Genomic DNA, 13,257 nt, shown 5'->3' with positions numbered 1-13,257 from the left:
CCTTTCGGGCGGGGCGATGCACATCTGGATCAAGCTCCAGTGGGAAGCCAATCGGCTGAAGGCGGCCCGTGAGGCTCAGCCGTTCGATCTGATCTCCACCATCTACGGGGCTCTGGACTTCGCGATCACGGCCCAGTCGCTGGAAGACTGGACGATCCGGGCTCTCACCCAGCGGGATCGCCGCAGCGGGTTGAACGCGGGCGCTTACCGGAAGGCGATCGCCGCTGCGGTGCCGATGCAACCGGCGTTCCGGGACATCGCCAATACCGCCAAGCACGGCGAGTACCGCGATGAGAACTGGCTGGGCGGAACAGTGGAGCTTGTTCACACGCCGGGCTTCACCGGGACATCGCAGGAATATGTCCTCATCTACCATGGGGAGGACGGAACGGCGCGCACGAGCCTGGACGTGTTCGACGAGGCGACAGCGCAATGGCGCGTCTATCTCACACGCGCCAACGTTCAGGGGTTCGAGGGGCTCCCGCTGCCCCCGGGCTGACCGCAGCGGGATCGGGGACGTCAGAAACGGACGTAAGCGCTTCAGGGCCGGCGCTTTTGCCTCTGCCGCCGGCGCGAGTCGGCTCTAGGATCGGCGGCGCGAGGGCAGGATGGCGAAACGAAGAGATGGCGCGCATGCGAAATACGGGTCGCCGTTCGCGAGCCTCGTCTGGGCGTTTCGCAAATCCGACGGGCGCACCGTCCACGTCCGCGCGGTCGACAGTGGTTTCGACGAAGATCTTCTGTGTCCGGCGCCGGATTGCCGTTCGCCCCTGATCGCCCGAAAGGGGCCGAAAGGACGGGTCGAACATTTCGCTCACCATCCCGGAGCGCGGATCTGCGGGGCCTGGCAGGAAACATCGGCCCACTATGAGGCCAAGGCGGCCCTCGCCGCCGCCCTGACCCTGACCCTACCGGCGGTCGTGGCCGAGTACGGCGGAGCGGAACGCGAAATCTCTCCGGAGGGCCATCTGAACTTCGACGAGGTGGAGGTCGAATACCGCATGGACGGGCTAACCCCCGATGTCGTCCTCAGGAAGGTGAATGCCACGGGCCAGGTCCACGAACTCCTGGTCGAGATCAAGGTCACTCACGGCTGCGGGCCGGAGAAGATCGCCCGCATTCGGAAAGGACGGCACGCCGCCATCGAGATCGACCTTGGACGGTGGAAGCATCGCTCCCTTGAGGCGATCCATGAGGCGGTGCTGCGCGCGGCGCCCCGGGTTTGGCTCTACAATGCGCGGCAGGAGCAAGAAACACTGGTCCTCAAGGCTGAAGCCGAGGCCATGGCGGACGCCCGGGCGGCGGCGATGCTTTCAGGCCTTGACGCGGCCGGCCCGGCGCGCCCCTCCCACGCCGAGGGCTCCGCGGCCATCACAGCCCTTCGGGCGATCGGCGAGGGGCGGCTGTGCGCCGTCCAGGTCGGCGACGACGCGGTCTTCTCGGTTCCCACCGAGGAATGGCAGGCCGTCCTGGCGCATCGCTACGTCCTCGGCGATCAAATCGACGACTATTACAAGCCGGGATTCTCCTTGGTGACGGCGGTGACCTGGGTTCGGCGCAGCGGCCTGGTCCGGTCCGCATTCAAAGAGCTTCTCGAGGTCGAGACGCATCGGGCGCTCCTTCGCGCCCGCCCGGGCTTCCGCAGCCCCCAGGCGCTTGTGAAGCGATATCTCCAGGCCGTGACGAAGCTGGGGCCGCTTCACCTGATGGACCCGGATCGCTGGGAACGTCGGCCGGTCTTCGGCGAAGCGGTCAAGGCGGCGCAGGCCCGCGAGCGCCTGCGGGCTGAACAGCTTGCGCGGTCCAGGCGGCGGCTCGAAGGCCTGCTGGCGGCTGCGACCGAGGAGGAGCGCGCTGGCTTCGACCTGGCGCGATGGGAGGTCGCGCCAATACCCGGGTTCGGGCGACCGCTCGAGCGGCTATGCGGTGAAGCGGCGTTCGATGCGTTCGACGATGTCCTTGATCGATTGCAGGCCGCCGTCGGGTGGAGCGGGCGCTGGAGCGGCGACGCCTTTCTGGGGCTGCCCCTTCAAGGCGCGGTCCAGCGTGGTGTCGAGAGGCGAGAGGCCCGCGAGGCGGCGGCGGCCGCCGAGAAGGCGGAAGCCGAGCGGCAAGCCCGCCTGCAGCTCGTCGACCGGGTCGCAGCGCATGCGGTCCATTTGATGGGGAGCCGCGAGGGGGAGCGATGGGTGGCGCCGCGCCGGGCCGCGCTGGAGACGGAGCCGGCCGAGCGCGACCGCGCCTGGCGGGATCTCGCGGAGATCGAGCGCCGATTGAAGGCGCAAGCCGCTCTGGACGACCTCGCGGCCGAGGTTCGGGCCGAGCTGGAGAAGGCGGCGGAGGCGCGTTTCGGAGATCTGGCGGATTGGTTTCTGCACACCGGGAACAATCAGTGCCAAGGTCGGCATCCCTGGGACTACACCGTGGATCGTCACACGCTTCGCGACGCCTTGCGGGCCGTGGAGATGGCTCCGAAGCCCGGCCGCCGACGCGCGTGACGCGTGATCAGGCCCGCGTCGGAGGGCTTGCCTTCGGCAGCCGACCGCAGGCGACTAGAGGCAGCACTTCTTGAATTTTCGGCCTGAACCGCAGGGGCAGGGGTCGTTGCGCCCGACCTTTTCGTTTCGGGGCGCCAGATCGGCGGCGGGCGCAGGCATCGGCTCGAAGCGGTCGGGGAGACCGGCCGGAATGGGCCGTTGGGGCGGCGGACCGTCGCGTCGCAGTTCGGCGATCAGCCTGGCCTGGTCGCGCAGCTCCTTCTGCTGCAGGGGCGGCAGGCCGGGGACATAGGGTTGAAGGCGCGCCATTTCGCGATCCGCCTCGTCGAACGCCCGGCAGTAGGCGAGGACGACCGCGTAGTGAGACCGGACCGTCACCATGTAGTCGGCCAGTTTGAACTGGGCGAGTTGCGGCAAAAGGGTCGATTCCATGAACTGGCGCGCGCCGGCGAAGTCGTGATGCCAGACGTATGAATCGACCAGGTCCTGTCCGACCCTCAGCAGGGACTCGGCGGACTGGACGAGTTCGTAGAACTTCAGGGCGTGGATCCGCACGAAGGGGGAAAACGAGCCCTTGGCGTCCTTGACCTTGGCCAGTGCGTCGAGGCTGTCGGCCAGATGTTTGACGTCGTCGACCTGGGTGTCGGTCTTGCGCAGCAGGGGCCGCAGGGCGTCCGAATTGCGCCCCATCACCAACTGCGGCGTCAGCCCCACGAGGCGGTAGTATTCGCCGACAATCGTGGCGAGCTCGTCTTCGGCCGCGTCAAGATCGCCGAGTTGGAAGCGCGCGACCGCAGCGTTGTATCGGAAGATCCGGCGATGGTCCTCCGGAGCCTTCGCCATCTCCCGCTCAAGCCGTTCGATCTGGGCCCGGGCCCCTTTCCGGTCGGTCGACGTCGCCAGGGCGCTCATTCGCTTCATGCCGGCGCGAAGGTTTTCCTCCCATCCCAGATCGTGGTCGGCGATGAGCCGATCCATCAGGTCGAGCCGCGTCATGATCTTGTCCGGCGGGCCATACTTCAGGTCAGCGAAGACCAGACCGTCGAGGGCGACCACCCTCTGCCGGGCCGGGACCGCGACGTCGGCGGCCACCCTGTCGATATAGGCCTCGATTTCGGGCCACAGGCCGAGTTCGTGGAAATGCTCGTCGGCCGCCATTTCCACGAGGATCTCGTAGTCGCCGATGTCGCCGGTCAGGCGCAGGAACAGCGCCAGCTTGGCGAAACTCCAGTCTGACCGAAGCGTCTTGAGGATTACGGTCTGAAGCGCGCGACGGTAGGCGCCGATCGTCTCGGGCCCGGCGGCGAGGAGCCGCGCCTTGCCGACCACCTTGGCGGCGTCGTGGATTTTGACCCGATCCCCGGAGAAGGTTTGCAGCAGACCCGCACCCTGAAGCTTGCGCAGGGCGGCGGTCACGTCCGGGCCCTCCCGGCCGACCGCGAGGGCGACGTACTCCAGAAGGTCCGCGCGTTTGAGTGGGATATCGTTCAGGCACAGCAGGTCGGCGACCTGGGCAGTGGACGCGTCAAAGCCGTCGAAGACACGCCCCAGGATCAACTCCTGAGCGGTGTCGACCGTCTGGGCGGCGAGGGCCAGATCTCGACAGAAATCCTCGACCGAGCCGGCGTAGTCGGCCGCGGCGATCGTCATGGCGTTCTGGACGTAGAGCGGAAGGCCGCCCGTTAGGTCGAGAAGACGCTGAGCCGACCCCGGGCCCGCGCGACAACCCCGATCATGCGCCTCGGCCGCGATCGTGTCCGGGGACCAGCCGCCGAGGACCTCCCGGCGAGCTCCGGTGAGGGCCTCCACCAGGTTCAGGTCAGGATCAGGCCGACAGAGGAGGACCACCGACATCGGCGCCGTCGCCTGGACCAGCGAGGTGAGGGCGTCCGCGCCAACCACATGCGCATTGTCGAGGACGAGCACGGCCTGGGTCCTCGTCTCGGCGAGGCGCCGGCCGATCCCGAGCAGAATGTCCCGACCCGAGGCTCCGGGAATCAGAACCTCGCCCAGACGCCCGCCTCCGCGGCCGAACAGACGACCGGCGACTTCGCGAGCGACCGTATTGGTCAGATTTGGCGCCGGGGTGTCGATCACGTCCAGATAGACGACGGCGCCTGGCGCATGCTGGGCGGCCTGGGCGACCCAGGAGGTCTTGCCCGCTCCAGAATGGCCCACGATCAGCCGAATGCGGTCCTCACTCGTCAAGTCGGGCTCCTGGGCCTGCACCCGGTAGGGAGACGGCGGAGCCGGCAGATCCTGGAGCTGGAGAATCATCTGCTCGAACAGGGCGGGCAGGGTCGAGGTGTAGAAGACGTGGTTCAGGGTTTCATCCTGCCCCGTCGCGGCCAGGGTGACGAGGCCGGCCAGTTTCCACACCAGGGTCTCCGACGTCAGCATGGCGAAGGGGAGCGTCGCGGCCAGTCCGCAGGCGGCCGCGAAGGCGTCCAGGAGGGAGGGAAGCGGTTGCGGGACGCCGTCGCCCTGGACGTCGCAGCCGGGCCAGAGGATGAGGATGTCGGCGGGCCAGTCCGGCGCGGCCATCCGAGCGGCGAGGGGAGCGTTCGGGGCGGAGGTCGAGACGATGAAGAATTGCGATGATCCGTCCCGATTGCCCGTCGCATGGGCCTTGCGAAGCGCGGCGAACCGTTCGAGCGCCTCATCGACATCGGAGCCGGCGAGAGGGTTCAGTCGATGCTTGACCTGGAGATAGGCGCGTCGGTCGGGAAAGATCAGTTCCACATCTTCGTCGCCTTCGACGGCGACGGCAGTTGCGCCCGCGGCGGCGGCGGCGAGCAGGCACTGAACGGCGTAGAGGTGCTGATAGAGGAAGCCGCGATGCATGTTCTCGATGCGACCGAGCTGGGCTGGATCAAGAACCGCGAGGGGGCTGGGCGGATCAGGGGCGATGGTCACGACCGCTCCAGACTCCGGCCGGGCTCGGCCGGCGCTGGCGCAAGGGTCAGGCGCGACCGATTCATGCGAAGCCGCCCGTCGCGAGGGTGTCGAGATACTGTCGAACAGCGGCGCCCTGACCCATCCTCACCAAGGTTTCCGCCGTTCGCCCGCCGAGGGCCGGAATCGGCTGGTCATGATACCAGGCTAGGGCTTCGGCTTCTCCGCCCGCGAAGGCTTGAATGCGGGCCAGAACGTCTCCGGCCTCGCGCGTCGCGACCGCATCTGTCCCGGTCGTAGGCGCGACGCGGTGCGGAAGCGGCGATCGCGGATCGAAGATCATCAAATTTCCCGGCAAGGTCGTTGGGGCGAAGCTAGAGCAATCCGCAACCGCCGCGCCAGACCTCGTCGGACGGGTTTCGGACGGACGGGGGCCGCGTTTGACGTCGATCTCCAAGTCAGATCGAAGCGTATAGGCGCATGTGACGATCAAGGGCGTCGACCTGGCCCATCATCCGCTCCAGCCGGCGATGGTCCTCGATCAAGCGCTCGACAATCCCGGGGCGAACGTATCGCCAGAACCCGTCTGCGGCGGTGACGACCCGGGGATCCTTCCAGATGTCGGCGGAGATCAATCCGGTCATCTGGAGATAGGCGATGGCGGAGGCCTTGGACTTCAGGCCGATCCAGGAGGCTTCGAGCCTTCGCCGTTTGGCTTCCGCCAGAAACCGCTGAACCTGGCGCTCGTGATGATCTTTCGCCTGATCCAGCATTCGGGGATATTGCCGCAGTTTGCGGGGGAGGCGGTCAAAGGCGTTGTAATCCGATTTCGGCGCGACCTGTCGCGCCGCATCGGCCCACGAAAGGGCCGGATCGGCGGCCAGACGCGCGCACATCTCATAGAGAAGGTGAAAATCCTTGCGGCCTGTATTCGCCGGACGGCCGCGCTTGCCCGTCCGTCTGACCGGATAGAGAAAATCGTCGCTTGAGATATCCATGGCCAACCTCCTTGGGTCTTTCGATGAGGATCGCAGGTTCGTCCGGGATGGCGAGCGGAGAATATTCACGGGGACCAGATCGTTCAGGGGGGGGAGCGCGGCACGACGGGCGTGGCGTGTTTCGTCCCACGCCGTCAGGCCGGGAGATCGTAGGTTCGGACCGTGATGACGTCGTCCTCGAAGTCGAGCTCGAGCGCCTGGTTGATCAGCGGATCCGGGGCATCGGCAAGGGCTTCGATCGCCGCCTCGAGAAGCTCGCGTTGCTGATCAGGGCGGCATTGAGGAATGAAGATAACAAGGCCCGCGTGCGCAGCCTGGTCGCGATACAGCCGCCGGAAGTCCTGGGCGTTGTTGGTGACGAAGGTGAAGTCGCCGTCGATTATGCGGGGCATCAGATCCCAATCGGCCGTCCCGCTCAGCCCCAGCCAATTCACGTGACTGCCCTGATGCCCTAAGGCGTTCGCGACCTCTACGAGAGAGGTGTGCAGGCACTCGTCGAACAGGAAGTTCACCGCTCCGTCATCGCCGGCGTCTTGCGGATCAGACGCCGCACCGACGTGGGGGCGAGACCCGACGCCTCAAGCCGACGGGGGCGGCCCCGGCGGGGATGAGCGGCGACCCAGACCCTCGCAAGGCCGATCAGCCGGGCGTCCAGCTTGGGATATCCTGTCAGGAGCTCGGCTTCGCTTGCCCCTGCGTCCAACATGGCGACGACCGCATGGACAGGGATACGAGTGCCCTTGAACACCGGCTCGCCTGCCATGACCGCCTTGTCGGTCGCGATCGCAGCCTCGGCTTCGGCGAGGGTCTTGATCCGGGCGCTGACGTCGCGGCGCGCGGCGGCCACATCGACCATCAGGAACTCCCCCGCCGACAGATGTCGGGCCTTGGGCGTCGCGGAAAGCCTCCGGAACAGGTCGATCCGGCGCTCGATGGGCAGCTTGCCGGCCAGCCCGTGCTCCAGACGCAGGCGCACCAAATCCTCGCCCGTCAGAACCCGGGGTTTCAGACGCCCGGTCCTCGGCGCGGCGGCCACAGTCACCAACCCGCGGTCGATCGAGTTGTTGACCGCTTTGAGCCCGAGACCGCTTACCGCGGCAGCTTCAGAGACAGTGTAGAGCCGGTCGGTCGCGGACATAATTGTTCTCTCCTGAGAGATCATTTAATCCTCGCCGACTGAGGTTTCAAGATCGGTCGGTTCGCCATGGCCACTAAGCCGGTTCATGGAAGAGCAATCGCGCCGGCGCCGGCAAGGCCTGGGGAGGGGGCTCCTCAAGCTCGGTTCCAGGACGCACCGCGGCGAGGATCAGGCGCTCCAGGCATTCGATCGCTTCGCGCTTCTCCTCCAGATAGTCGTGCTGGACGTAGACCGACATCGTGATCGAAGAGCCGCCGCCGAGCTCGTTGGCGTGGTTGAGCAGCTTGGACAGGATGAAGGGGCTGACCCGCGCCTTGGCGAGCCGGGTCGCACCGCTGCGACGCAGATCGTGGACCGTGATGTCGGGGATGTCGATCGCCGCCCGAATGTCGCGCATGGCGTGGCTGATCGCCGAAGGATGGATCGCGCCGGGCGTCTCGCCGCGGCCGACGAACACGAAAGGCGAGGGTTTTTCGCCGTCGGCAGGTTTCGGGCGCAGCGCCAGGGCTTCCCGGATCAGCAGGATCGAGAACTCGCCGAGCGGGACGACGGTCGTGCGGCTGGCCTTGGTGCGCCCCGCCGGGATCGTCCAGGTCCGCTCGGCGAAGTCCAGTTCGGCGACCCTCATCTCGGCGACCTCTGCGCGCCGCTGGAGCAGGAGCGCCGCCAGCTGGATCGCGATCCGGATCGGCCGGCTGACCATCAAGGCCTCGTCGCGGCCGTTCGGCAGCGGGCGTCGATAGCCTGACGTGTCCTCGAGCGCGCGCCATAGCGCCCGCAGTTCAGTGTCGTTCAGGACCCGGGTGCGCGGCGTTTCCTCTGCGAGATCGTCCAACTGCTGGGCGGGGTTCTTGAGAACACGGTCTTCGGTGATGCCCCAGGCGAAGATCTGGCTGATGAGGCTGCGGGCGCGGTTCGAAGTCACGCCCTTGCCCTCCTGCAGGATGTCCCGGAGACGCGTGCGCACGACGGCCTTGGTGACCGCCTCGATTCGGAGGGAGGCGAGCGGGCGCAGGTGCTTCTTGTAGAGGTTCCGCTCCGAGAGGATCGTGGGCGGTCGCTTGCGCTTCTTGCTCGGACGATACTCTCCGCTCTCAGTCGCCTGGAAGTAGCCCTGCGCCATATCGTCGAAGGTCCGGAGCGGCTGTTCCTTGGCCTCGGCCTTGACGACCTGAATCTCGATCGCCGGATCACGGCCGGCATCGACATCCGTCTGAAGCTTCCGAGCCTTGGCGCGAGCGCCGGCAACGGTCAGCGCCTGCTTGTCCCCGCCGGCCTGGTCCGGCGACACATACCGGCCCAGGCGGACACGGGGCTGGGTCCCGTCAGGGCGGCGGTAGCGATAGCCCCAGACTTTTGAATGCCCGGAAACGCGTAGATAGAGACCTCTCAGGTCGGTGTCCCAGAGTTCCAGCCGCCCGCCCTCGGCAGTCTTGAGCGCGGCGACGGTCCGGTCCGTCAGTCTTGTCGCAGCCATCGAATTCCTCGTCCGCAGGCCCCGATTCTGGGGAGCATATGGGGAGCAAAATGCAGGAACTCGTAGAATAGCGATGAAATGCGGCGCGTCAAAAATTATCGTCTACACAATGCACTAGCACAGTCCTGAACAGTCCTGAAAAGGCATTGGAGGCCGCTGGGGGTCAAGGGGTCGCAGGTTCGAATCCTGTCGCTCCGACCATCTGACCTTTTTTGGGTTGTATGGCGGATTAAGGGGTCGCTTTCGGGCGGCCCCTTCGCAATTGCGCCAAAGGTCCGCGATGAAGCGGGCCGTCTTCCATATTTACAGAATCCGACGGCCTCACGAGCGTGGGCGCCCGCTCCATGCGATGCGAACCGCAGGCGCGCGTCGCCCGTCTGGGCGGCCGTGATGTCGATGTAGTGGGGCTGCCCAGCTTGAAGGGCTTCACCGAGTGGCTCCGCGGGTAGGATTCGAACCTACGACCAGCCGATTAACAGTCGGCTGCTCTACCACTGAGCTACCGCGGAACTGCTCGGGAGGCGGGCCTATAGCAGCGGCCTTTGGATTCGTGCAATGGGAAAAATGACGAATGCGCACGATCTCAATCATTGACCCCGAAGACCCCCGGATCGCCGGCTTCCGCGATATCCGCGAACGCGACCTGACGGGACGCGAGGGCCTGTTCGTCGCGGAGGGGGAGGTGGTGCTGCGGGTTCTGGCGTCGTCCGCCTCCCTGTGCCGGCCACGCGCCCTGCTGCTGGCGGAGAAGCGTGCGGAGGCTCTGAAGGACGTCATAGACGCCCTGCCAGAGGCGACCCCGGTCTATGTCGTCGGTCAGGCGGTCCTGGACCGGGTCGCCGGCTTTCCCCTTCATCGCGGCATCCTGGCCCTGGGGGAGAAGCCCGTCGCGCCTTCGGTCGGGACGATCCTGGAGACGGTCGCCGACGACGATGTCTTCCTGATCGCGAGCGGCATAGGCAATCACGACAATATGGGCGGCCTGTTCCGCAATGCGGCCGCCTTCGGCGCGCGGGCGGTCCTGCTGGACCAGACCTGCTGCGATCCCTTTTATCGCAAGGCCATCCGGGTGTCGGTCGGCGCCGTGCTGCGGACGCCGTCCGCGCGTCCTGAGGCGGCGGAGGCTCTGGTGGAGGCGATGCAGGCGGCGGGCGTCGAGGTTCTGGCTCTGACCCCCAGCGCCACCCAGAGACTGGCCGATTATCGTCGCGGCGGCCCGGTCGCCGTGATGGTGGGATCGGAGGGGCCGGGCCTGCCGCGCGCGGTGATCGATCGCTGCCGCGCCGTCGGGGTGCCGATGGCGGGAGGGTTCGATTCCCTCAATGTCGCCGTGACCAGCGCCCTGGCCCTGCACCAGGTCGCCAGCGTCGGCCCCACGCGCTCACCAGGATGTTAGGCCGTTAAGCTTTTGTACACCTTGCGGGCCGGCCGAAAGTATGGCGACCATCGGCTGGCTGGGGGGACGACCGATGAACATCCTGTATTTCCTGAACCGGAACGTGCGAGCCGCCTTGTTCGTCGCGGTCGGGGCCGTCGGTCTGGGCGCGGCGGGGCTGATCGGCTGGATCACCGCGCCCATCTGATCCATTGACGCCTGGCCGAAACGAAAAAGGCGCGGATCCTGCGATCCGCGCCTTTTCTTCGGTCGTCGCGATGGAGGCCTGACCGGGAATCGAACCCGGGTGCAAGGATTTGCAGTCCTCTGCGTCACCACTCCGCCATCAGGCCGCTTTATCCCCGATTTCTCGGGGGCGGTCATCGCGAGGGGCGTTCGCTATCAGATCGGATTGTCCGCTGCAACGCACGGAACTATAAGCGCGCGAGATTTCCTCCCCGACTATCGATTGAAGGCTGCCCAAAGATGGATTTCACCGCCGAGCGCAAGGCCCTGGTCGACTCGCAGGTTCGCGTGAACGACGTCACCAGCCATGAGATTCACATGGCCATGATGGAGACGCCGCGCGAGCGCTACTGCGCGCCCGACCGGGTCTTCGCCGCCTATTCCGATGCGTCGGTCGAGATCGCCGGCGACCGCAGGCTGATGCCGGCGCGGGACGTGTCCAAGCTGTTGCAGGCCGCCGATGCGCGGGAGGGGGAGAAGGCGCTCGCCATCGCCGCCCCCTACGCCGCCGCTGTTCTGGCCCGCATGGGCCTGACGGTCACGGCCCAGGAAGCGGACCAGGCCGTGTTCGACGTGGTCGGCGAGGCGCTGGCGGAAGAGGGGGTGAAGACGGTCGTCGCGCCCCTGGCCACGCCGACCGGCGAGGGATGGGACCTGATCGTCTGCGAAGGCGGCGTGGCGGCCTTGCCGGAAGCCTGGGGTCGCGCATTGCGCGTCGGCGGCCGGATGGTCGTGGTCGAACGTCGCGGCGCCATCGGCAAGGCGGCTCTCTATGTGAAGGGTCGCGAGGGGCTGTCGCGCCGTGAACTGTTCGATTCGTCGCCGGCCCTGCTCGCCGAACTGACGCCCACCCACAGTTTCGCGCTCTGACGGAGGCCGTGAGGTCTTGCGCCGTGTAGCGTGAAGAAAACTTAACTGGCGTATGGTCGAATGAGGCCGCAGTTACGCCTGATGACATTCGGGCGTCCCGGGGGGCGTCAGGCAAGGACGGACAATGTTGAAACGCTCGCGTGTGCTGGCCTCGGCCGCAGTGATGGCTCTCGTGACCGGCCTGGGCGCTCCCGCCTGGGCCGAGACGCTGCAGGAAGCGATCGCTCTCGCCTATCAGACCAACCCCAGCCTGCTGGCGCAGCGCGCCAGCCAGCGCGCCCTGGACGAAACGGTCGTCCAGGCGCGGTCAGGTCTGCGGCCGACCCTGAGCGCCTCCGCCGGCGTAGACTACACCCGCAGCGATTTTCCGACCGTGAGCCAGTTCGTGGACACCAACGGCGACGGCGTTCCCGACACCCAGATTTCCAGTTCCTCGTCCGAAAGCGACGGGGCCAATGTCGGCGTCAGCCTGTCGCAAAACATCTGGACGGCCGGCCGGACCTCGCTGTCGGTCGATCGGGCCCGCGCCAATGTGATGGCCGGCCGCGAGAACCTGCGCGAGATCGAGCAGTCGGTCATGCTGTCGGTGATCCAGGCCTATGTGAACGTCACGCGAGACATGGAAATCCTGCGCATCCGGCAGGAAAATCTGGCGGTGCTGCAACGTCAGCTCGACGAGACCAGCGCGCGTTTCGAGGTTGGTGAGATCACCCGGACCGACGTGGCCCAGGCAGAGGCCTCGCTGGCCCAGTCCGAAGCCGATCTGGCCAACGCCCAGGCCCAGTTGTCGACTACTCGCGCGGCCTATGCCGCCGTCGTCGGCCAGTCGCCCAGCGACCTGGAGGCGGCTCCCGCCTTGCCGATCGTCCCGACCGATTTCGACGCCGCCATGGAAGTCGCCCTGGCGCGCAATCCGGGTGTGCTGTCGGCCGGTTATTCGCTGCAGGCCGCCGAGGCCGCCGTCGCGTCCGCCCGGGCCGAATATCTGCCTTCGGTGCGCGCCACCGCCTCTTACGGCGGCACGGCGACCGATCTGGGCAATCTGGATGAGCTGGCCGACCGCCGCAGCTTCACCGCCGGCGCCACCCTGTCCGTGCCCCTGTTCACCGGCGGTCTCAACCGGTCCCGCGTCGCCCAGGCGCTGGAGCAGGCCAACGCCGCCCAGATCGCCGTCGAGGGCGAGCGGCGGACGGTGCTGCAGAATGTCAGCTCGGCCTTCGCCCAGGTCCTGTCGACCCGTGCCAACGTCGCGGCCGGCGAAGAAGCCGTGCGCGCCGCCTCCGTCGCCGCCGAGGGCGTGCGTCAGGAAGCGCAGGTCGGCCTGCGCACGACCCTGGACGTGCTGAACCAGGAAGTGACCCTGCGCGCCTCGCAGACCTCGCTGGCGAACGCTCGGGCCGCCGAATATGTGGCCCGCGCCTCGCTGCTATCCGCCATGGGCCAGCTGGAGGGTGAGAATCTGAACGCCAACCTCGACGTCTATGACGCCAAGGCCAACTATGACCGCGTGCGCAATCGCGGCGGTCTGCCGTGGGACGGCGTAATCGAGGCCCTGGATCGCGTGGCCGCGCCGCCGGTCGTCGACGCCGACGACGCGCCCGATGCGCCGATCGACGCCCAACTGAAGGGCGAGGTCGTTCGCACCGCGCCTCGCAGTTGACACGGGACCTGGGGAAAGACGTTCAAAACGCCCGTTGATTCTGGCGGGCGTTGATGCGACGACACTATCGTGGGGTCGAGAGGACGTCGTCTTCTGGTCC

Annotated in this window: 12 protein-coding genes and 2 tRNA genes; 6 read left to right on the top strand and 8 right to left on the bottom strand. The window is 67.0% G+C overall.

The window, feature by feature from the left end; genetic code table 11:
- The first annotated feature begins 16 nt into the window (after positions 1 to 16).
- Positions 17 to 499 (top strand): hypothetical protein, encoded by a 483-nt coding sequence (locus H2037_RS01585; RefSeq protein WP_292116797.1) that lies wholly within the window; start codon positions 17 to 19, stop codon positions 497 to 499.
- Positions 500 to 920: 421 nt separating this feature from the next.
- Positions 921 to 2,498 carry a hypothetical protein gene (locus H2037_RS01580; RefSeq protein WP_292116794.1) on the top strand — a complete coding sequence of 526 codons (1,578 nt, stop codon included), beginning with the start codon at positions 921 to 923 and terminating at the stop codon, positions 2,496 to 2,498.
- Between the two features lie 54 nt (positions 2,499 to 2,552).
- On the opposite strand, the gene H2037_RS01575 is transcribed toward H2037_RS01580, so the two are convergent.
- The 7 genes from H2037_RS01575 to H2037_RS01550 form a co-directional block, all read right to left on the bottom strand.
- Positions 2,553 to 5,414 carry an SEC-C metal-binding domain-containing protein gene (locus H2037_RS01575; RefSeq protein ID WP_292116792.1) on the bottom strand — a complete coding sequence of 954 codons (2,862 nt, stop codon included), beginning with the start codon at positions 5,412 to 5,414 and terminating at the stop codon, positions 2,553 to 2,555.
- Positions 5,415 to 5,475: 61 nt separating this feature from the next.
- Complete coding sequence (locus H2037_RS17380) at positions 5,476 to 5,736, bottom strand: antitoxin Xre/MbcA/ParS toxin-binding domain-containing protein (RefSeq protein ID WP_365832792.1); 261 nt, start codon at positions 5,734 to 5,736, stop codon at positions 5,476 to 5,478.
- 115 nt (positions 5,737 to 5,851) lie between these two features.
- The gene (locus tag H2037_RS01570) at positions 5,852 to 6,391 is read right to left on the bottom strand and encodes a hypothetical protein (protein ID WP_292116788.1); all 540 of its coding nucleotides are present in this window, start codon (positions 6,389 to 6,391) and stop codon (positions 5,852 to 5,854) included.
- Between the two features lie 134 nt (positions 6,392 to 6,525).
- On the bottom strand, positions 6,526 to 6,903 hold the full coding sequence (locus tag H2037_RS01565) for a DUF5615 family PIN-like protein (protein WP_292116785.1): 378 nt from the start codon (positions 6,901 to 6,903) through the stop codon (positions 6,526 to 6,528).
- Positions 6,900 to 7,529 (bottom strand): DUF433 domain-containing protein, encoded by a 630-nt coding sequence (locus H2037_RS01560; RefSeq protein WP_292116782.1) that lies wholly within the window; start codon positions 7,527 to 7,529, stop codon positions 6,900 to 6,902. The genes H2037_RS01565 and H2037_RS01560 overlap by 4 nt, the downstream gene beginning before the upstream one ends.
- Before the next feature lie 73 nt (positions 7,530 to 7,602).
- Positions 7,603 to 9,006: a site-specific integrase gene (locus tag H2037_RS01555; RefSeq protein ID WP_292116780.1), complete on the bottom strand. Its 1,404-nt coding sequence runs from the start codon at positions 9,004 to 9,006 to the stop codon at positions 7,603 to 7,605.
- A gap of 434 nt (positions 9,007 to 9,440) precedes the next feature.
- Positions 9,441 to 9,515 (bottom strand) — tRNA-Asn (locus H2037_RS01550).
- A 62-nt stretch (positions 9,516 to 9,577) separates the two neighbouring features.
- On the opposite strand from H2037_RS01550, the gene H2037_RS01545 reads away from it, so the two are divergent.
- Both H2037_RS01545 and H2037_RS01540 read left to right on the top strand, forming a co-directional pair.
- Entirely contained in the window at positions 9,578 to 10,402 is an 825-nt protein-coding gene (locus tag H2037_RS01545; protein ID WP_292116778.1) for an RNA methyltransferase, read from the top strand.
- Between the two features lie 40 nt (positions 10,403 to 10,442).
- Positions 10,443 to 10,589, top strand: a complete 147-nt coding sequence (locus H2037_RS01540; RefSeq protein ID WP_292116776.1) for a hypothetical protein — start codon at positions 10,443 to 10,445, stop codon at positions 10,587 to 10,589.
- 71 nt (positions 10,590 to 10,660) lie between these two features.
- On the opposite strand, the gene H2037_RS01535 is transcribed toward H2037_RS01540, so the two are convergent.
- Positions 10,661 to 10,734 (bottom strand) — tRNA-Cys (locus tag H2037_RS01535).
- A 133-nt stretch (positions 10,735 to 10,867) separates the two neighbouring features.
- Between H2037_RS01535 and H2037_RS01530 the strand changes: the two genes are divergently transcribed.
- Complete coding sequence (locus tag H2037_RS01530; protein ID WP_292116773.1) at positions 10,868 to 11,497, top strand: protein-L-isoaspartate O-methyltransferase; 630 nt, start codon at positions 10,868 to 10,870, stop codon at positions 11,495 to 11,497.
- Between the two features lie 124 nt (positions 11,498 to 11,621).
- Entirely contained in the window at positions 11,622 to 13,157 is a 1,536-nt protein-coding gene (locus H2037_RS01525) for a TolC family outer membrane protein (RefSeq protein ID WP_292116770.1), read from the top strand.
- Positions 13,158 to 13,257: the final 100 nt, after the last annotated feature.

It is taken from the genome of Brevundimonas sp. (assembly GCF_013912065.1).
In the GTDB taxonomy this organism is placed as follows: domain Bacteria; phylum Pseudomonadota; class Alphaproteobacteria; order Caulobacterales; family Caulobacteraceae; genus Brevundimonas.
This window is presented reverse-complemented; position numbering and strand designations above follow the sequence as displayed.

What these genes read in the sequence shown, in the direction of transcription:
- H2037_RS01585 (WP_292116797.1), top strand. Translation starts at nt 17, where the DNA reads ATGCACATCTGGATCAAGCTCCAGTGGGAAGCCAATCGGCTGAAGGCG.
- H2037_RS17380 (WP_365832792.1), bottom strand. Translation starts at nt 5,736, where the DNA reads ATGATCTTCGATCCGCGATCGCCGCTTCCGCACCGCGTCGCGCCTACG.
- H2037_RS01570 (WP_292116788.1), bottom strand. Translation starts at nt 6,391, where the DNA reads ATGGATATCTCAAGCGACGATTTTCTCTATCCGGTCAGACGGACGGGC.
- H2037_RS01560 (WP_292116782.1), bottom strand. Translation starts at nt 7,529, where the DNA reads ATGTCCGCGACCGACCGGCTCTACACTGTCTCTGAAGCTGCCGCGGTA.
- H2037_RS01555 (WP_292116780.1), bottom strand. Translation starts at nt 9,006, where the DNA reads ATGGCTGCGACAAGACTGACGGACCGGACCGTCGCCGCGCTCAAGACT.
- H2037_RS01545 (WP_292116778.1), top strand. Translation starts at nt 9,578, where the DNA reads ATGCGCACGATCTCAATCATTGACCCCGAAGACCCCCGGATCGCCGGC.
- H2037_RS01540 (WP_292116776.1), top strand. Translation starts at nt 10,443, where the DNA reads ATGGCGACCATCGGCTGGCTGGGGGGACGACCGATGAACATCCTGTAT.
- H2037_RS01530 (WP_292116773.1), top strand. Translation starts at nt 10,868, where the DNA reads ATGGATTTCACCGCCGAGCGCAAGGCCCTGGTCGACTCGCAGGTTCGC.
- H2037_RS01525 (WP_292116770.1), top strand. Translation starts at nt 11,622, where the DNA reads ATGTTGAAACGCTCGCGTGTGCTGGCCTCGGCCGCAGTGATGGCTCTC.